Source organism: Chryseobacterium candidae, from assembly GCF_004916905.1.
In the GTDB taxonomy this organism is placed as follows: domain Bacteria; phylum Bacteroidota; class Bacteroidia; order Flavobacteriales; family Weeksellaceae; genus Chryseobacterium; species Chryseobacterium candidae.
This window is the reverse complement of sequence record NZ_SDLV01000003.1, coordinates 208798-227135: the sequence shown is the minus strand read 5'-3', so window position 1 is coordinate 227135 and position 18338 is coordinate 208798. Positions and strand designations below refer to the sequence as shown.

Genomic DNA, 18338 nt, shown 5'->3' with positions numbered 1-18338 from the left:
CTGTTTGTTTTTTGCAAAGTAAAATGATATTGTATCATTGAAAATGATTTAAAAATTACATTATTTTTAAATCATTTTCAATCATTTCTTTACAAAGAGATTTTACGGTGTACTGTGGTTGCCAGCCGAGAATAGTTTTTGCTTTTGTAGGGTCGCCAATTAGTAGATCAACTTCTGTGGGACGGTAATAATTAGGATCTACTTTTACAACTGTTTTACCTAATGGCAGTTGGTAATTTGGATTATTACAACGTGATACTTTAGCAATTTCATTTGCCTGACTTCCTTCAAAAACCAGTTCTATTCCTACTTCTTCAAAAGCCATACTAAGAAAATCCCTTACCATAGTAGTTTCTCCTGTCGCTAGAACAAAATCTTCTGGTTTATCTTGTTGCAGTATTCTCCACATTCCTTCTACATAATCTTTAGCATGTCCCCAATCTCTTTGAGCATTTAAATTCCCCAGATATAAGCAGTCTTGTTTGTTTTTGGCTATATTGGCTACTGCCATAGTTATTTTTCGGGTAACAAAAGTTTCCCCTCTTCTGGGAGATTCATGATTGAATAAAATACCATTGCAGGCAAACATTCCATATGCTTCTCTGTAATTTTTTGTTATCCAAAAACCATAAATTTTTGCGGCACCATAAGGAGAACGAGGATAGAAAGGAGAGTTTTCATCATAAAATCCTTTTTCATTTTTATTGGAAGGTAGTCCGCCATATAATTCTGAGGTAGAAGCTTGGTAAATTTTAGTCTTATGAGTTAGGCCTAAAATTCTAATGGCTTCTAATAAACGGAGTGTACCTAGACCATCTACATTTGCTACATATTCGGGCATGTCAAAACTTACTTTCACATGGCTCATTGCACCAAGATTATAGATTTCGTCTGGTTGTACCTCTTGTATAATTCTGATGATATTGGTAGAGTCTGTAAGGTCTCCGTAGTGTAATTTGAAATTTACATTATGCTCATGTTGATCCAGGTATAGATGATCAATTCTTTGAGTATTAAAAGAGGAGGCTCTTCGTTTTACACCATGAACTTCATAGCCTTTTTCTAAAAGCAGTTCGGCAAGATAAGAGCCATCTTGTCCTGTAATTCCTGTAATAAGTGCTTTTTTCATCATTTGTTTATAAATTTTTCTCTGTAAACTTGTTTTATTCCATCTTCTAAAGATATATCAGGATACCATCCCATAGAATTAATTTTAGAGGAGTCCATTAATTTTCTAGGAGTGCCATTGGGTTTTTCTGTATCCCATACTATATTTCCTTCATATTGTGTAATATCTTTAATCTGTTTGGCCAGTTCTGATATAGAGATTTCCTTGGATGAACCTATATTTATATGACCACTTTCATTGTAATTATTCATTAAAAATACACATGCTTTTGCAAGATCATCTACATGTAAAAATTCTCTAAAAGGACTTCCGTCACCCCATAATATTACTTCCTCTGCTTTGTTTTGTTTAGCTTCAAAAAACTTCCTGAGCATAGCGGGTAAAACATGAGAGTTATTTAGGTCGTAGTTATCATTAGGGCCATAGAGGTTAGTTGGCATTGCGGAAATGAAATTGCAATCATACTGACTTCTGTAGGCATCACACATTTTTATTCCTGCAATTTTTGCTATGGCATAAGGCTCATTGGTCTGTTCTAAAAATCCACTCAATAAGTATTCTTCTTTTAAAGGTTGAGGTGCGAGCTTCGGATATATACAGCTGGAACCTAAAAAAAGCAGTTTCTTTACTCCCTGTATATAACTTTGATGAATCACATTAGCCTCAATCATAAGATTTTTATAAAGAAAATCTGCACGATATGTGTTATTAGCATGAATACCTCCTACTTTGGCTGCCGCAAGAAAGACATACTCCGGTTTTTCAGTTTCAAAAAATGTTTGTACGTTTTTTTGATCTGTAAGGTCTAATTCGTCTGAGGTTTTAGTAATAATATTGTGAAAGCCATTTGAAGTTAAGTTTCTTAAAATGGCACTTCCCACCATACCTCTATGTCCGGCAATGTATATTTTAGAGTTTTGGTTCATAATTGTAGTTGTAACGGATTTTGTAATAAATTATTTTTAATAAATTATTGAAGTTTGATTTCAAAATTTCATAAAATGATTTGCTTTTTTTAGGTAAATCATTTTTCAAAATTACATATTTGCAATCTATTTTCGAGATTCGTTCAATATCATTTTCAATGATCTTTTGATAATAATTTTGATATAGTTTTTTCAATGAATTTGAATTTTCCAAAGAATATCGGTCATAGTATTTAGCTAAAGTTTCGGGATTTTTATATTTAAAATTTGAAAAATGATAAAACACCAGAGGAGAATTGTCTGGCATAAGATATTTATTGTTTTCTGCAGCTATCAATCCTATTCTTTCATGCAAATTCCATGGAGCGGCATTGTAGCCCATTTTATTGAGAACTTTCACCTTTTTAAAAAAAATAGGGGAAAAGTTCATCCAGATCTGATCTACAAATAGCCCTTTTTCTGGCTGGTTATAGCAAAGAGATAACAATCTTTCTTCCCACCAATCCAGGAGGTTTTTTGCATTTTCAGAATAACCCCTTAGCCCGATAAACCCCAGATTATATATGCCAAAATTAAGAAAAGTGTTTTCTACTGGTTTGTAGCCATCCAGTGGAATAGAGCTTAGAATATGTGGGGTGAGCAAAATATCTACATTATTTTCAAATTCTGCATTTAGGATAGATAACTGATCAAGTATTTCAATATCCGGATCGAAGTAATATATAAATTCTGTATTTGGATTTTTTGATAATAAGTACTTGAAAAAGGATGCTTTCACGGAGGTATTGAATTCTATGATATCATATTTCATCCATAAGTCATCAAAATTTTTTATTCCAATGTCTTTCATTTCTACAATTTCACATTGGAAAGAACTATAATCTATTTCATCAGATTTTTCATCGCACAATCCTATTACAAATTTGAAGTTTTCGCCATATTTATTAATAGAATTTCTTAAAACTTTAGCTTGTGCTAAATAGTTATTGGAGCAGATTGTGAAGGCTATATTCATAGGATTTTGGAAGTAAAAGTTGTTGAAATGTCTTAGTATATTGTAAAAAATAATGTACTTTCCGGAGATTGATAATTTTTATTTTCTTAGTCTTGTATTACTTTGTAAGAATTCTTCAGAATTACCTGCAACAATAATTTCAAAACTAGAATCATAACAAAATTCTCCATAGAGTCAAATTGCGCTCAATACTAATTTAACTGTGTTGTATCTTTTATAAATGAAATTTATCTCCTAAACTTCAATGTTAAATTTAATAATGTTTTAGACAAATTTAATAACCCCATATTTTTAATCACTTTTTTTAAAAATAAAAAGAGTTTAAAAGTTTTTGATTCTTTTAGATTTCTTATCTCAATGGTCAGTTCGTTGACTTTATTATAATTAACATCTAAATGCTTTAGGAGTAATTTATTGAAATCAGAATTTGAAATCACTTTTTCAGCTTCATTATAGAACAGCATTTGATATAAAATCATATGTTTTCTATCTCGGGACATACTCCTTGCATGTTTTCTATACAAAGCCAGAGGAGCATTTAAATAAATAAAATTAATATTTTTTTGTGCAATTTGAATCCATAAAAGCCAGTCTTCTTTTGCTTTTAAATTTTCATTAAAATGAATAGTTTCAAAAAGAGATTTTGGAAAAATTCCACAATGAATAGGAATTGTGAATGTAAAATCCCATTGATATAAAATAGATTCGAAATTCAGCAAATCTTGAGACAGCTTGCAAAAAGGAGGTAATAATTTTTGTTTATCGGAATCATCAAATAAACAAAAGTCTGACACTACTATTGCTTCTTGGTCTTGTATCAAATTTAATGAATCTGAAAACTTGGTTTCAACTAAGATATCATCAGAATCTAAAAACTGGATATAATCTCCGGTAACGATTTTCAAAGCTGCATTTCTTGCAGAAGATAATCCACCATTTTCTTTATAGAGGTATTTGAAGCGGTTGTCTTTTTTTACCCATTTATCAGCTACTTCGTCAGTATTATCAGGCGATCCGTCATTGACAATAATGCATTCCCAATTTTTATAGGTTTGGTCCAGTACAGACTGCAAAGACTCATCTAAAAAACGAGCCTGTTTATAGCAGGGAACAATTACGGATATTTTGGGATTCATTTTCATTTTTATTCAGTAGGTTTAATGTGTTTTTTATACTTCAATTGATCATAAACTGGCAGTCATATACACTGCTTTTGTTAGGCTGATGATCACTGAATTTTTCTGGCCGAAGGTACAACATTATTTTTTCGGATACAGAACGGGATACATCATATTTTATGGTATTATCACTTACAAATAGGATGTATAAAGCTTTTTTAAATATTCATCAGGTGACCAGCCAGCGAAAAAATCTTTTGTAAGGCTGTTGAATTCTATATTATAAAAAGAACCTTCATTTATACTTTCATAAGTCGCATTTTTGGCTAGATGATCTTCCAGCTGAGTTAAGATCTCAGGTAGCGCATATTGGTAGGGATAGGCGAGATTAACAATCTCATTGTTGAAATTTTTCATGTATTTTCCAACAAATGAGGCAATGTCATCTGTTCCAATCAGAATCCTTCTTGCATTACTGTGGATTGTCAGTTTATTTTCAGACAAAATTGAATTTTTGAGAAAATTGATCAGTGTATTGGGATTTCCTCCCCGGCCTACAGCATTTCCTACCCTGAAAATGATATAGCTCGCACAGTGCTCAGTAATTACGTTTTCAATAGCGAGTTTATGCAATACGTAAGGGCTGTCAGTTTTACTGGGATCGTAAATACTGCATGTGGAGAAATAGATCATCTTTTTATCTGGATACTGGCTGATCATCAATTTCATGAGAGATATTTCTCTTTCAAATTCAGCTGGATTTTTTTCCAACGAATTGGAAACTCCTGATGCAAAAAAAATAACATCTTCTTTATCATAAAGTCTTACGGCGTTTGCCAGAATTCCATTACCAATAATCATATGCTTCTTGTATACTTAAGATGTTAGTTGTATATCTTTTAAATCTTTCAACGGGATCAATAGATTTTAGAGTTTTTTAAAGATTTTAAATAACCCAATTTTATTTCCCAGTTTTGCCCATCTTGAATTTTTTACATGATTCAATTGGTTGAGCGCATGTTCATATTTATTTTTTGGAACATAGCTTTGAAGAAAAAGATCTTCGACACTGATGTTTCTTCTTTCTGCCATTTTTATCAGTGCTACCCAGTGCCAGAACAGTGCTTTCTCAGCATTTTTAGTAGTAGAAATACCAGTATCATGAATTCTGTATAAATATAGATCTTCATCAATATATTTAACAGGAGCTATCTCACACATTTTCATATACCAGTCTTTATCTTCAGCAATTTTCAAAAAAGGATCAATGCCTGATGTCTTCTCGTATATTTTCTTTTTAAAGGTTACAAAATGTGAAATTTCTGCATTGAAATTATAGTAGGATTGATCCAGTTCTGTAATTTGTTTTGCTTTGTGTACAGACTGAGGGTTGAGGTACTGATCACAACGGATAAAGTTTGAATACACCAAACCCACTTCGGGATATTCAGAATGTGCCTTTAAAACAACTTCCAAAGCATGAGTTGTTAACCCGTCATCAGGATCTAAAAAACCACATATTTCTGCTTCAGCAAGCTCTATTAATCTTCTTTTTGTATATCCGATTCCCCTGTTTTTATCACTCTGATTGATTTTAAACCGGGAATCGTTACCTATGATTTTTTTTATGACTTCAAGAGAATCATCAGTAGAGCCATCATCCAAAATTACCGCTTCCCAGTCTGTTTCTGTCTGAGCAACTAAACTTTGGTAGCATTTTTCAAAAAAATGGCCATTATTATAGTTGGCGATAAGTACACTGATTTTACTCATTTCGACTGTGTTTGTTCAAGATTTTTTTTAATGCATTCAAATATCCAAAACCATGTTTTCTATCTGGTTCCAGGATGTTTCCTTCTGCCCATTCGTTCCAGGATTTTATAATTAAAAACTGTTCCGGATACTCCTTTTTATCTTCAAGATATTCTACAGCCTTTTCTACTTGCTGTTCGAACAGTTCCGGGGAATTGTTAGCCAGAATGATTCCTCTGTAGCCGCTTCTTGGAGTATTGTCCCAATTGGGCAGTATACATGGATAGGTAGGAATATTGCTTTCTTCAAACTTTAAGTCATTTACTACTGCCTTGGCATCCTGAATTTTAACTTTAGGCTGTTCTTTTTTCTTAATTCCTATTAATCCTTTTATCCTGTTTTTATAATATTGAGAGTGAGAGATATATTCTTTCTTCGCAATATGAGGGATCCAGGCCTTTTGAAATGCATTGGAGATCTTACTGTCATATCCCATAGATTTAAAATCCAGGTCATCACGGAGTTTATTGGATGCCATAATGTAAAGATCATTAAATCCGTTTTTTCTGGCGAGCTCTTTGAATTTTGTAATATATTGCGGATCACCTTCATTTAAATGATTCGGATCATAGATAATGAAAAGAGGTTTGTTGTCTATTTTGATATACCTCTCGTCTTTGAAGAAAGGCAGAAGATATTCGAAATGGGCAATTAAGTCCTGCTCATCAGGATAGACTTGTTCAGCAAGTATTTTTTCTGATAACCCGTGCCATATTCCTGACCAGGTTTCATTGGCCCAGCAGAAGCAAAAAGGGAAATCTGGTTCTCCTGATTGTAATACATCATTTGCCACGCGTTCCAGCAGTTGTTTGCCGTTACCAAACCAGTAGTGATAATAAATAAATCCATGTACCCCATAGTCTTTTGCCATCTGAGCCTGCTGTTCTCTTACTTCAGGAACACGCAGGTCATAATACCCCAGATCTCCAGGATATATAGGTTGTTCGTGTCCTTCAAATAAAGGTTTAGCTTTTCCTACATTGGTCCATTCTGTAAAACCTTTTCCCCACCATTCGTCATTTTCAGGAACAGGGTGATATTGAGGGAGATAAAATGCAAGGGGCTTTATTTTTTTCATAATTGATTTAAAAACAGTTTTTTAACGGATTCCAGATATTGTGTTCCAAATTTGTGGTCAGGTTCTAAGTGGTTCCCTTCCGCCCATTCATTCCAGGCATTAATAAAAATGAAATTTTCTTCCTCAGAATAGGGAGTGAAATCTGACTTAATTTTTGAAAGCCAGTCTCCAAAATACTCAGGCGTAGAGTCTTCAAGTATCAGAGTGGGGTTTGTGCCCCGTCTGGATGTATTGTCCCATCCGGGTACAAGAGAGGGGTAAAGCTTAAAATCAAATTGTTTTTGATGAGCTAAACCTTCCCCCATCCATTTATATGGAATCCTGTTATATCTATTGTCTGTCTCTTTTTCAGAGAAAATATTTTTGACTTTGTTTAGAATACCACTTTTATTTTTTTTATTGCTTTCCCGAATTTCCTGAAAGACACTTTTTCTGCGTATTCCAAAAGGTTCAAAATCAATTGCGGCATCAAAACCTTCTACCAAATGATCCCAACCTTTTTGATAGGAGAAAACCATATGGCATATGTACAGTTCTAAGCCAGCTGCTTTTGCTTTCTCTCGCCAGCATTTGATTGTCTCCTGCATATTAGGCAAAATATTGGGTTTATAAATAACAATAACAGGTTTATTATTTACCCTAATATATCTATCATCCATCAAGATGGGAAGTAAGAAATCGATATGATCTTCATTATCCTGATCAGAGTATTTTTGCTCAATTAATACTTCCTGATCATTACCATCCCAACGTCTGGTCCAGTTTTCATTTGCCCAGCAGAGCATGAAAGGAAGATCCTCTTTAGGATTTTTCAATTTTCTGTCAATAGGTTCGTGCATTAATCTTTTACCATTAAACCAGTAATGATAATAACAGAACCCATAGATTCCATATTGTTTGGCCAGAAGTTCCTGGGCAATTCTTGCTTCTTCCAGCCTTAGGTCATAGAAACCAAGATCTGAGGGCAAGTGTGGTTGATAATGGTTTTCAAATAATGGTTTTGCTTTTGTGACGTTAGTCCACTCTGTAAAACCTTTTCCCCACCATTCATCATTTTCCGGGAACGGATGAAACTGTGGTAAATGTATGGCGATTGGTCTTAATTTCATATTTATGTGCTTAAATTATCTATTAAATAAATATTTGATCGTTTGTTTCCAAGGTAAAATTTCTACCCATGAAGGATTATCAAAAGATAATACTATAACTTTTAATTTTGAAAAAAATCCTAAACTTTTTGTATAAGAATAATGATTGGTTGTTTTTGTTTCAATAACAGACACTAATTCCTCATCTCTTCCATCTCTATATTTTTCTTTGCTAGGAATAGGCCTAACTATATGATTTTTATCTTTAGAAAAACTTTTAATCTCTTCTAGCTTCATACTCCAGCCTTGTGAGGAATATTTTTCACGTAAATATTTTACTTGTAAATTATTGACGAGGTTTCTATAATTTTCATCTGTGATCATCTTTTCTACTTCACGCTCCCAGCTTTTCAGATCTTTCGGATAAAATATCCCTTTTTCTTTATTATCTTCAAAAACTTTATAGACACTTGCGGGATTGTAGTGCATTATAAAAGGAACTCCAGCCATTGCCGGTTCCAGAAGTGATGTGAAAGATGGTATAGGAAACCCTTCCAGATATAAGTCTGCATTTTCAATGTATTGGTTAATATCTCTTGTAGGATGAATGAAAATTAATCGTTCATGAGAATAAATCTTCCTGTTGGGATTATTTAGTTCAATACCTATGATAGTAAAGACGACATGTTCAAATTTTTTTACAATTTTTAACGCTTCCTGATAGAAATTATATTCCTGATTGGGTTCATACTTTGATTCTCTGCCAATCGAAATAATATTGAATGTATTTTTTTCTGTCTTTTTTAATGAATATGACTCATCTACAGGTATTGGCAAGAAGAACTGATCTTGTACAGGAATATTTCTGTTTTTAGAATCTTTTAAAATATTTGATTCTCTTATCTGAAGCAGAAAATCTGTAACAGGTACACCCAGCCAATAAGTATGCTCAGCATGATTAAGAAAAAATACAGGACTTTTTAATTTATTGGAAGAAAAAATCATTGACGGAATTACATCATGTGGGTGAATATGCAGGATAATTCTACTAAAATTATTTTCCTTTAAAGTATCTACTATTTTTTGAGATTTTTCAATAATGCTCAGCTTCTGATCATAAGTAAAAACATTATTATCTATTTTATATTGATAGGATCCGGCTATTTCAGAAATCTCCTGAAAATTTTGCCAGGTGCTCATTAGATAATGTTTACTTTTTTTATCATTTTCTATCCAGCTGAAGATAAGCTTTGAATGTCCTCCAATGCTGCTTATTTCAGAAAAAATGTGTAATGTTTTATCTTCTGTGGTATCTTGAATACTTACGTTCTCAAAATCTAAACTTTCAAGAGCAATGTTTCTGATAATTGATTCAAAACAATTAGAGGTGTAATATCCCGGAAAATTATACCATGCTGAATATGATATTTTCTCTATATACATCAAACAGTCATTAAACTTCTTTTCGTCAAAAAGAAGTTTAGCGATTTTTAATGTTTTAAGGAAAAATTTCTTATTCTCTAATAGTCTTGACATGGACTAAAACTTATTTATAATCTCAATAATTTTATTTATTTCTTCATCCTCCATAACAGGAGAAATTGGAAGACTCAATACTTCAGCATGAATCTTTTCACTGATTGGAAATGAAAGATTATTCCAATCTTTGTAAGCTTCTTGTTTATGAGGAGGAATAGGATAGTGGATTAAAGTCTGCACCCCATTTTCTGTAAGATATGTCTGTAACTCATCTCTTTTTTCAGAGCGGATAACAAATACATGCCAAACATGTTCATTTTCATCAGCAGGATATTCAGGAAGAATAATTGCCGGGTTTTTTATTTCGTCTATAAAACGCTTTGAAATCTTTCGTCTGATTTTATTTTCGTTATCGATATATTTTAGTTTAATATCCAAAACCGCAGCCTGAATTTCATCAAGCCTTGAATTTAATCCTTTATATATATTGACATATTTTTGATTAGAGCCATAATTGGCTAATGCTCTAATTACTTTCATTAAATCATCATCATTTGTGGTGACAGCGCCTGCATCCCCTAAAGCTCCTAGGTTTTTGCCCGGATAAAAGCTAAAACCCGCAGCATCCCCAAGATTTCCGGATTTTATTCCATTCCATTCTGCTCCAATTGCCTGGGCATTGTCCTCTATAATTTTCAGATTGTGCTTTCTTGCAATTTCTTTAAGTGAATCAGAAAAAACAACTCTTCCCTGAAGATGTACAATAAGAATACCTTTGGTTTTGGAAGTTATCTTTTCTTCAATTTTAGAGATGTTAATATTATAAGTGTTAATTTCTGGTTCTACTAAAACAGGAACTAAGCCATTGTCTGAAATAGCTAGAATAGAAGCAATATAAGTATTGGAAGGAACGATGATTTCATCCCCGATATTCATTACTCCTAATTCTATATAGGCTCTTAAAATGAGTCTTAAAGCATCCAAACCATTGGCGACACCAATAGAGTGCTTGGTCCCGATATAATCCGAAAGATTTTTTTCAAAGCTTGAAAGCTGGCTACCCATGAGATACCATCCGGAGCGGAAAACTTCTAAAAGTTTAGCCTCTATTTCATTTTGATATTGTAAGTTTACCTTTTGTAAATCAAGAAATTTAATCATAATTTAAAGTTTAATTGAATAAAAATCTAAGGTAATTCCTCTTGCTCCCATATTTTCTTTCTGCTGAATTAACCCTTCATTTAAGTATGTACCTTGTTTCTCTGTGGAAATTCCAAAACTGTAATATTTTCTGTCTTTGAATGTATCCAAGAGAAAATGATTGATGAAATCTAATGCTCCTGCTTTTCTTCCTTCTGGAGATGCTGCCATATATTGAGTATGAATGACATTTCCGAAATCAAAAATAACAATACCAGCTAAGATGTTGCCATCTTTTTGAGCTTCATACAGTCTTATATTTTCTGGAAATTTTTCTTTTAATAATGTAATTTCTTCTATTGTATGTACTGGTTTTGCATCAAACTTCTGAAGAACAGAAGTAAGTAAGCCCCAGTATTCTTCAAAGTTTGTATTTTCTGTAACAGTTACATTATTTTCTTTACACTTTCTTACCAATTGCCTTTTGGTCTCTGAAAATCGGATAGGCTGTGAAAGATCGATAACTGATGAAATATCTCTTCTGTACAGATTGGCATCATTACGGAAAAGTGCATATAAATCTTCTTCTGCAGGATACTTATGAAAAATATGGGGAATCGCTTTGTATATTATTTCATCGAAAGAAAGCTCAGAATAGTATTGCTTTATTTCACTAAAAATCTCCAGAACTTCACTTGTTTTTACAGTATGAGATATAATTAAAGCCCCAAAAGTTAATCCGCCATGAGAAATAATCTGCTTTTCAGATTCATTAGCAGGAAATAATGCTGTAATTTTATTATTTTTAAGAATTATAAGAGAATGGTCTTTGAATCGATCAGAGTGATATTCCATAAAATCTCTCTCAAAAAAGAAAAGCCCGTTTTTTGATGTTGAGATAAAAGAATTCCAAATTTCTTTATACGAATTATTATATTTGATTATTTCAAATTTCATCAGGTGATAGTAATGTTTTTATAAGTTTTGCAGGGTTTCCTCCAATCATCGAATAATCCGGAAAACTTTTGTTGACAAAACTGTTTGCTGCTACTACACAGAATTTTCCTAAGTGTACGCCCGGCATAATAATCGCATTGGCACCAATCCAGCTGTGATCACCAATTTGTACTTCTCCTGAGATAAGAGGAAATATTTTTTGCATTTCTTCACTTGCATTAGGACCGGAATCTGTCATAATGTTTACATTTTGCGCTATAGAAACATGTTTACCTACTGTAAGTTTTCTGCTAAATCCGTTAAGGATGCTGAACATACCTACATAAGATGATTGCCCGATTTCCAGCTGGTTCTTTTCGGATCCATAAATACTGCATAGCTTTGCAATTTTAACATTATCTGCAATTTTCACGTTGTTTATTGATGTAGTAGGATCAATAACAACATTTTCACCTAATGAAATATTACTTAGTTTCATACACAAAATATTCTATAAGGTTAACAATATAATCCATTTCAAAAGTTCCCAGGTTTTGATGAACTGGTATGAAGAATACATCTTTACCGTAAAATATACTACACTCTATTCCATTCTGCTGAAGGAATATTTTTAATTCAGATAGATCACAGCCGTTATTTTCAAACATACAAACAGAAGGAGTTTCATGCTCATTATAATCAAAGAATGATTTGAAACCTATTTTTTCTAATTTTGAAATTAAATATTGATTATTTGCTCTTCTTTGTATAGTAATATTTTCAATATCTTTTAGATAATATAGGCATATCTTCTGCAAATAATTCTGATATGGTTTTTGAGTTTCTAATTTATAGTTATTATTAATCCTTAATATTCCACCAAATTGTACTGGGAAAAATTTCGGAATGCTATAAATAGTAAAGTCTCCATATTGACCTATTTGATGTTGCGAGTTGTTGGACAGCATACTCATGGCACAGTCTTCAATAATAGGAATATTATAACTTTTTATTCTTTCCATATCAGGGTAAACCTTTCCAAACTCGTGAATAACAAAAATTAATTTCGTTTTATTTGTCTTTTCTCTGGACCACTGACAAAATTTTTCAATTTCTTTAGTAACACAGCTGCTTATGTAAGAATTGGAAGTTGTAGTGATGATGAGAACTTCATCATCACTTTCAAGATTATAGAGACTTAATGCTTGGTTTATTGCTTCCTTGCCGCTCAAAAAGTATTCATGCGTTTCTCCAAAAAATGAATGAAATTTTTTTAATAATTCTTCATCAGAAGGGTATTCGTCCTTTATAATTGAATCATTCTTTCCTAAATCAGATGTTCTGAATGGACTAATGAAAAAAGACGGTTGTCTGAAATTTTCAGGATTTATGATTTGCCCTTTATAAAAGATCATTTCTTAATTTTTTGAAATCCTCATAATTTCTTATATAATCTGCTTCATTGTAAGAATGAGAGGCAAGTACCAGACAAATTGCTCCTGAAGAAAAATTAATTTCAGAAGCCCATATCCCGGGAGGAATATGTAATCCTAAATCAGGACGGTTAAGGAAAACCTGTCGCTTAAATTTTCCATCATCTAAAGAAACTTCAAAACTACCACTTGCTGCAATGAGAAATTGGTGACATTCTTTATGAGAATGAGCCCCTCTGCTTTCACCTCCGGCAATATCATATAAATAGAAAACTCTTTTTACATTAAAAGGAAAAGATGAATTGTTTTCAACTACTGTAAGATTACCTTCATCAAAACTGATTTTACCTAAATCAATAACATTACAGTCAAATACAGAAATATTATTCTTCATTAGTCAGTATTTTAAATTCTTCAAAATTTCTTATGTAGTCATTTTCATTGTACTCTTTGTCGGAAACAATAAGTGCTAATGAGTTAGTCGAAAAGTTTTCCAATCTTCGCCAAAACATTTTAGGAATATATAAGCCATAGTAAGATCTGTTCAGTGAAAATCTCTGCTCTGATTTTCCATTATCTATTACCACATCAAAGCTACCTGAAAGAGCAATGATAAATTCCTGCTGTTCCTTGAATGCATGGCTTCCTCTTACTTCTCCTCCTGGCACATCATATACCCAATATGTCCTTTGTATCTCAAATGGCAGTTGATTGGGATGTTCAAAAAAGGATAAATTCCCTCTTTTATCATATATTTTAGGCAATTCTATTATCTTAGGACTCATGGTGTTTGTACTTTATATTCAAAAAACGGCCTGGTGATTCCCGGATAGATGTGCATCATTGTTCCCACTTTTACGTTTTCTACCTCAAAACCGATAAATTCATCAATTCCATAGAGCAGAATTTTTTGATCTTTTCCAAAATAGAGTCTGAAATAATAGTTTCCGGCATTCAAAAGTCCGGCAGGGATATCAAATTCTACAGTATATTCTCCAATTTTTGAATCATTGTTCTCAGAAACAAATTTTCCAACATGGAAAATCACCAGTTCTTCATAATTTTTTAACTCAAATGTTGTGTCAAGTGTAATATCCGGGCAGTAATTATGGAAAACAAGTTTTACATGTACCCCGGAATCAATATCCAGTAAATCTCCTTTAATAGGAGATACTGAAAATTCTTTTATTCTGATATTTTCATTTCCCAGAGCCTCATCAAGATTCCCATTATAGATATAGGAACTTTCTTTTGTGCTGCTTTTTTGATATTCTATAATGGTATTAAGAATATCTCCTTGGTAATCAATTTTTCCCTGGTTTAAAAGAATTCCTTTTGAACATAACTCTTTTATGGCAGTCATATTGTGGCTTACAAAAAGAATAGTTCGGCCTTCACCTCTGGTCACATCATTCATCTTACCCAAACATTTTTTCTGAAACTCGGCATCGCCTACGGCCAAAACTTCATCTACGATAAGGATCTCAGACTCTAAATGCGCTGCTACAGCAAAAGCAAGACGGACGTACATTCCGGAAGAATATCTTTTTACAGGAGTATCAATATATCTTTCAACACCGGAAAAGTCTACAATTTCATCAAATTTCCTGGTAATTTCTTTTCTTGTCATTCCCAGAATAGCTCCATTCAGAAAGACATTTTCCCGTCCCGTCATTTCAGGATGGAAACCTGTTCCTACTTCCAGCAATGATGCAATTCTTCCATGGGTATAAATTTTACCTGTAGTAGGTTTTGTAACTTTACTTAAAACCTTTAACAGTGTAGATTTTCCTGCACCGTTTCTTCCGATAATTCCAACAGCATCTCCCTGTGCGATTTCAAAATCGATATCCCGAAGAGACCATACGTATTCTGAATCTCCTTTTGTCGTTCTGTCATTGGCTTCTCCAATTTTCAGATAAGGATCTTCTTTTCCTCTTACTTTATGCCAGAACCTGTTAAGGTCATGGGAAAGAGTACCTGTCCCGACTTGTCCCAGACGGTATTGTTTTGATATATTTTCTGCTTTTAAAGCCAGCATATTTAAATGATTTAAAAATTAATACGAAAGTTTCTCAATAGATGCTATACAGTATCCATAAAGCTTTTTTCAACCTTATTGAATACGACGATTCCTGTCATTAAAAGAATGAGAATAATCACCGTACTGATTCCAAGCATGGCGGGAGAAAAGTCTCCAGCACCTATCCAAGCATATTTAAAACATTCAAAAATACCGGTTAAAGGATTATAATAAGCCAGTTTTTTAAAGAATCCTGGTAGTGAAGAAACAGGATAGATTACGGGAGTTGCATACATATATAAGCTTACTCCAAAACCCAGTAACATAGCAAGATCTTTATACTTTGTAGTCAGTGACGAAAAGATCATCCCAACTCCTAAGGCAAAAAGTGCCATTAAGAATATAAGGAACGGAGTCGCAAGAATCCAGATGTTAGGATGAACCTTTCCTTCGTTCAGGTAATATGCCCACACAAGAATAAATAAGACAAACTGTACTCCAAACCGCATCAGGTTTGAAATAACGATAGATAACGGAGTAACCAGTCTTGGGAAATATACTTTTCCAAAGATTCCGGCATTTCCGGTGAAAGTAGAGGAGGTGGCCATTAATGAGGAAGAAAAGTAATTCCAAAGGGTAACACCAGCCAGATAAAAAAGCAGTGGCGGAGCTCCGTCTGTAGGCAATTTGGCAATTCTTCCAAAAATAACCAGATAAACGATAGTCGTTAAAATGGGATTGATAAAAAACCATATCGGGCCTAAAATAGTCTGTTTAAAGCTGGATACAAAATCTCTTTTTACAAACATATAAACAAGGTCTTTGTATCTCCAGACTTCTTTTAGCTTCAAGTCAAATAGCGAATGATCTGCATCAATCGTTTCTGTCCACTTCTGTTGTGGTTCATTCATCTGTGTAAGTTTTTGCAAATTTATAATAATTAATTCTTACCTTATGTATTAGTTTATGAATTTTCATTGTCAATAAAACTAAAAATCAACAACTAATATATTGATATTTGTTGGTATGAGCAAAAACTATTGACCATAAAGCCAATAGTCTATGAATTTTATAAATTATATGTGTTATTTTCCGATAAGTTGTTTCAGGTATTCACCGTATCCGCTTTTGCCATATTTAGTCGCAGTTTCAAGCAGCTTCTCTTCATCAATGAATTTGTTTCTGAAGGCAATTTCTTCAATACAGCCAATTTTAAATCCTTGTCTTTTTTCAATAACACTCACAAATTCTGAAGCGTCATGAAGAGAATCAAAAGTTCCTGTATCCAGCCATGCGGTTCCTCTGTTAAGAACAGCTACTTCAAGTTTTCCATTGTTTAAATAAACATTGTTGATATCTGTGATTTCCAGCTCGCCTCTTGCAGAAGGCTTGATGTTTTTAGCGATTTCCACTACGCTGTTATCATAAAAATAAAGGCCAGGGACAGCATAGTTTGACTTAGGATTTAAAGGCTTTTCTTCAATAGAAACAGCTTTCAGATTTTTGTCAAATTCCACTACACCATATCTTTCCGGATCCGCTACGTGATAAGCGAAAACAACTCCTCCTTCCGGATTGGTTTTGTTTTTCAATAAAGTTCCCATTTCTGAACCGTAGAAAATATTATCTCCCAATACCAGTGCAGCGGCGTCATTCCCAATAAACTGTTCGCCCAGAATAAAAGCTTGTGCTAAACCGTCCGGGCTAGGCTGTACAACATATTCTATATTACAGCCAATTTGTGAGCCATCACCCAAAAGCTTGATGAAACCTTCCTGGTCATGTGGAGTAGTGATGATGAGAATATCCTTGATTCCTGCTAAAAGTAGTGTGGAAAGCGGATAGTAAATCATGGGTTTGTCGTAAACAGGCATCAGCTGCTTGCTTACTGCAATGGTAAGAGGGTAAAGTCTTGTTCCGGAACCTCCGGCTAGTATTATTCCTTTCATGTTTTGGTACGTATTACGCGTATTTCTTTTGTGTTGTAAATGCATTTATTTAGCTATTTCTGGTTGATGATAAAAACTGAAATGTAATTAATTATCCCAGATTCTATAATTCTTCCTTAATAGCAGGAAATTTAGCTGTATTGCTTGCTGTAGTAATCCTGATAGTTGCCTGAAGTTACATTCTCAAGCCACTCTTTATTTTCAAGATACCAGTCGATAGTTTTTGCCAGCCCTTCTTCAAAAGTTACTGAAGGTTTCCAGCCTAAATCTTTATTCAGTTTTGTTGCATCAATGGCGTAGCGTTTATCGTGGCCCGGTCTGTCTTTTACAAAAGAGATCAGTTTTTCAGAATAGCCTTCGGGTCTTTCCAGTTTGGCATCCATTTGTTTGATCAGTTCTTTTACAAGGTCAATATTCTGCCATTCGTTGAAACCTCCTATATTATAAGTTTCTCCGGTTTTTGCTTCCTTAAAGATCTGATGAATCGCTTTGGCATGGTCAATGACGAATAACCAGTCTCTGGTGTATTTTCCGTCGCCATAAATGGGAAGCGGTTTTTCATTGATAATATTAGAAATACAAAGAGGAATCAGCTTTTCAGGGAAATGATTCGGACCGTAGTTGTTGGAACAGTTTGATACGATGAAAGGCATTCCATAGGTATTTCCGTAAGCTCTCACCAAATGATCGGAAGCAGCCTTTGAAGCAGAATATGGAGATTGAGGGTCGTAAGACGTTGTTTCTAAAAAGAACCCGGTTTCGCCTAAGCTTCCATATACTTCGTCAGTAGAAATGTGATAGAAAAGATTCTTTCTTTTTTCATCCGGGAATCTGCCGTGAGTATGATCAGGATTTAATGTCCAGAATTCTTTACAAAGGTTCAGAAGATTAGCAGTTCCGTTTACATTCGTATTGATAAATGCCATTGGATCTGTAATACTTCTGTCTACGTGGCTTTCTGCTGCCAAATGTACAACAGCATCCGGGTTATATTTTTCGAAAACTTTTCTAAGTTCTTCCGGTTTTGTGATATCTGCTTTTTCGAAAACATAATTAGGCTCATTTTCGATGTCCTTTAAGTTTTCCAGATTTCCGGCGTAGGTAAGAGCATCAAGATTGATGATTGTAGTATCCGGATTGTTTTTTACAAACTCTCTTACAACATGAGAACCGATAAATCCGGCACCTCCTGTGATGATAATGTTTTTCATT

At 33.5% G+C, this 18338-nt stretch carries 19 protein-coding genes; all 19 read right to left on the bottom strand.

Features of this window, described 5'->3' with window-relative positions; translation table 11 throughout:
• Positions 1–55 precede the first annotated feature (55 nt).
• Positions 56–1129 (bottom strand): GDP-mannose 4,6-dehydratase, encoded by a 1074-nt coding sequence (gene gmd / locus EK417_RS01780; RefSeq protein WP_136521245.1) that lies wholly within the window; start codon positions 1127–1129, stop codon positions 56–58.
• On the bottom strand, positions 1129–2055 hold the full coding sequence (locus tag EK417_RS01775) for a GDP-L-fucose synthase family protein (protein ID WP_136521164.1): 927 nt from the start codon (positions 2053–2055) through the stop codon (positions 1129–1131). The genes gmd and EK417_RS01775 overlap by 1 nt, the downstream gene beginning before the upstream one ends.
• Positions 2039–3070 (bottom strand): hypothetical protein, encoded by a 1032-nt coding sequence (locus EK417_RS01770; protein ID WP_136521163.1) that lies wholly within the window; start codon positions 3068–3070, stop codon positions 2039–2041. The genes EK417_RS01775 and EK417_RS01770 overlap by 17 nt, the downstream gene beginning before the upstream one ends.
• A gap of 227 nt (positions 3071–3297) precedes the next feature.
• Positions 3298–4206 carry a glycosyltransferase family 2 protein gene (locus EK417_RS01765; RefSeq protein WP_228457870.1) on the bottom strand — a complete coding sequence of 303 codons (909 nt, stop codon included), beginning with the start codon at positions 4204–4206 and terminating at the stop codon, positions 3298–3300.
• A 174-nt stretch (positions 4207–4380) separates the two neighbouring features.
• Positions 4381–5049, bottom strand: a complete 669-nt coding sequence (locus tag EK417_RS01760) for an NAD-dependent epimerase/dehydratase family protein (RefSeq protein ID WP_136521161.1) — start codon at positions 5047–5049, stop codon at positions 4381–4383.
• Positions 5050–5115: 66 nt separating this feature from the next.
• Entirely contained in the window at positions 5116–5961 is an 846-nt protein-coding gene (locus tag EK417_RS01755) for a glycosyltransferase family 2 protein (RefSeq protein WP_136521160.1), read from the bottom strand.
• Positions 5954–7078 carry a glycosyltransferase WbsX family protein gene (locus EK417_RS01750; protein WP_136521159.1) on the bottom strand — a complete coding sequence of 375 codons (1125 nt, stop codon included), beginning with the start codon at positions 7076–7078 and terminating at the stop codon, positions 5954–5956. The genes EK417_RS01755 and EK417_RS01750 overlap by 8 nt, the downstream gene beginning before the upstream one ends.
• Complete coding sequence (locus EK417_RS01745; protein WP_136521158.1) at positions 7075–8187, bottom strand: glycosyltransferase WbsX family protein; 1113 nt, start codon at positions 8185–8187, stop codon at positions 7075–7077. The genes EK417_RS01750 and EK417_RS01745 overlap by 4 nt, the downstream gene beginning before the upstream one ends.
• A 15-nt stretch (positions 8188–8202) precedes the next feature.
• Positions 8203–9702 (bottom strand): glycosyltransferase family 4 protein, encoded by a 1500-nt coding sequence (locus EK417_RS01740; RefSeq protein ID WP_136521157.1) that lies wholly within the window; start codon positions 9700–9702, stop codon positions 8203–8205.
• A gap of 3 nt (positions 9703–9705) precedes the next feature.
• Positions 9706–10806, bottom strand: coding sequence for a DegT/DnrJ/EryC1/StrS family aminotransferase (locus EK417_RS01735; protein WP_110366477.1), 1101 nt, complete (start codon positions 10804–10806; stop codon positions 9706–9708).
• A gap of 3 nt (positions 10807–10809) precedes the next feature.
• Complete coding sequence (locus EK417_RS01730; protein WP_136521156.1) at positions 10810–11742, bottom strand: GNAT family N-acetyltransferase; 933 nt, start codon at positions 11740–11742, stop codon at positions 10810–10812.
• Complete coding sequence (locus EK417_RS01725) at positions 11732–12220, bottom strand: acyltransferase (protein WP_136521155.1); 489 nt, start codon at positions 12218–12220, stop codon at positions 11732–11734. Before EK417_RS01725 ends, EK417_RS01730 begins: the two co-directional genes overlap by 11 nt.
• Positions 12207–13136: a DegT/DnrJ/EryC1/StrS family aminotransferase gene (locus EK417_RS01720; RefSeq protein ID WP_136521154.1), complete on the bottom strand. Its 930-nt coding sequence runs from the start codon at positions 13134–13136 to the stop codon at positions 12207–12209. Before EK417_RS01720 ends, EK417_RS01725 begins: the two co-directional genes overlap by 14 nt.
• Complete coding sequence (locus EK417_RS01715; RefSeq protein ID WP_110366473.1) at positions 13123–13548, bottom strand: sugar 3,4-ketoisomerase; 426 nt, start codon at positions 13546–13548, stop codon at positions 13123–13125. Before EK417_RS01715 ends, EK417_RS01720 begins: the two co-directional genes overlap by 14 nt.
• Positions 13538–13939: a sugar 3,4-ketoisomerase gene (locus EK417_RS01710; RefSeq protein WP_110366472.1), complete on the bottom strand. Its 402-nt coding sequence runs from the start codon at positions 13937–13939 to the stop codon at positions 13538–13540. The genes EK417_RS01715 and EK417_RS01710 overlap by 11 nt, the downstream gene beginning before the upstream one ends.
• Positions 13936–15195, bottom strand: a complete 1260-nt coding sequence (locus tag EK417_RS01705; protein WP_136521153.1) for an ABC transporter ATP-binding protein — start codon at positions 15193–15195, stop codon at positions 13936–13938. The genes EK417_RS01710 and EK417_RS01705 overlap by 4 nt, the downstream gene beginning before the upstream one ends.
• A gap of 44 nt (positions 15196–15239) precedes the next feature.
• Entirely contained in the window at positions 15240–16088 is an 849-nt protein-coding gene (locus EK417_RS01700) for an ABC transporter permease (protein WP_110366470.1), read from the bottom strand.
• Positions 16089–16262: 174 nt separating this feature from the next.
• A complete protein-coding gene (rfbA, locus tag EK417_RS01695; protein WP_076595950.1) occupies positions 16263–17126 on the bottom strand; it encodes a glucose-1-phosphate thymidylyltransferase RfbA in 864 nt (287 codons plus the stop codon).
• Positions 17127–17257: 131 nt separating this feature from the next.
• Complete coding sequence (rfbB, locus tag EK417_RS01690; protein WP_076595949.1) at positions 17258–18337, bottom strand: dTDP-glucose 4,6-dehydratase; 1080 nt, start codon at positions 18335–18337, stop codon at positions 17258–17260.
• Position 18338: the final 1 nt, after the last annotated feature.

Coding starts and splice junctions, on each gene's coding strand:
- gmd (WP_136521245.1), bottom strand. CDS start 1,129: ATGAAAAAAGCACTTATTACAGGAATTACAGGACAAGATGGCTCTTAT.
- EK417_RS01775 (WP_136521164.1), bottom strand. CDS start 2,055: ATGAACCAAAACTCTAAAATATACATTGCCGGACATAGAGGTATGGTG.
- EK417_RS01770 (WP_136521163.1), bottom strand. CDS start 3,070: ATGAATATAGCCTTCACAATCTGCTCCAATAACTATTTAGCACAAGCT.
- EK417_RS01765 (WP_228457870.1), bottom strand. CDS start 4,206: ATGAATCCCAAAATATCCGTAATTGTTCCCTGCTATAAACAGGCTCGT.
- EK417_RS01760 (WP_136521161.1), bottom strand. CDS start 5,049: ATGATTATTGGTAATGGAATTCTGGCAAACGCCGTAAGACTTTATGAT.
- EK417_RS01755 (WP_136521160.1), bottom strand. CDS start 5,961: ATGAGTAAAATCAGTGTACTTATCGCCAACTATAATAATGGCCATTTT.
- EK417_RS01750 (WP_136521159.1), bottom strand. CDS start 7,078: ATGAAAAAAATAAAGCCCCTTGCATTTTATCTCCCTCAATATCACCCT.
- EK417_RS01745 (WP_136521158.1), bottom strand. CDS start 8,187: ATGAAATTAAGACCAATCGCCATACATTTACCACAGTTTCATCCGTTC.
- EK417_RS01740 (WP_136521157.1), bottom strand. CDS start 9,702: ATGTCAAGACTATTAGAGAATAAGAAATTTTTCCTTAAAACATTAAAA.
- EK417_RS01735 (WP_110366477.1), bottom strand. CDS start 10,806: ATGATTAAATTTCTTGATTTACAAAAGGTAAACTTACAATATCAAAAT.
- EK417_RS01730 (WP_136521156.1), bottom strand. CDS start 11,742: ATGAAATTTGAAATAATCAAATATAATAATTCGTATAAAGAAATTTGG.
- EK417_RS01725 (WP_136521155.1), bottom strand. CDS start 12,220: ATGAAACTAAGTAATATTTCATTAGGTGAAAATGTTGTTATTGATCCT.
- EK417_RS01720 (WP_136521154.1), bottom strand. CDS start 13,136: ATGATCTTTTATAAAGGGCAAATCATAAATCCTGAAAATTTCAGACAA.
- EK417_RS01715 (WP_110366473.1), bottom strand. CDS start 13,548: ATGAAGAATAATATTTCTGTATTTGACTGTAATGTTATTGATTTAGGT.
- EK417_RS01710 (WP_110366472.1), bottom strand. CDS start 13,939: ATGAGTCCTAAGATAATAGAATTGCCTAAAATATATGATAAAAGAGGG.
- EK417_RS01705 (WP_136521153.1), bottom strand. CDS start 15,195: ATGCTGGCTTTAAAAGCAGAAAATATATCAAAACAATACCGTCTGGGA.
- EK417_RS01700 (WP_110366470.1), bottom strand. CDS start 16,088: ATGAATGAACCACAACAGAAGTGGACAGAAACGATTGATGCAGATCAT.
- rfbA (WP_076595950.1), bottom strand. CDS start 17,126: ATGAAAGGAATAATACTAGCCGGAGGTTCCGGAACAAGACTTTACCCT.
- rfbB (WP_076595949.1), bottom strand. CDS start 18,337: ATGAAAAACATTATCATCACAGGAGGTGCCGGATTTATCGGTTCTCAT.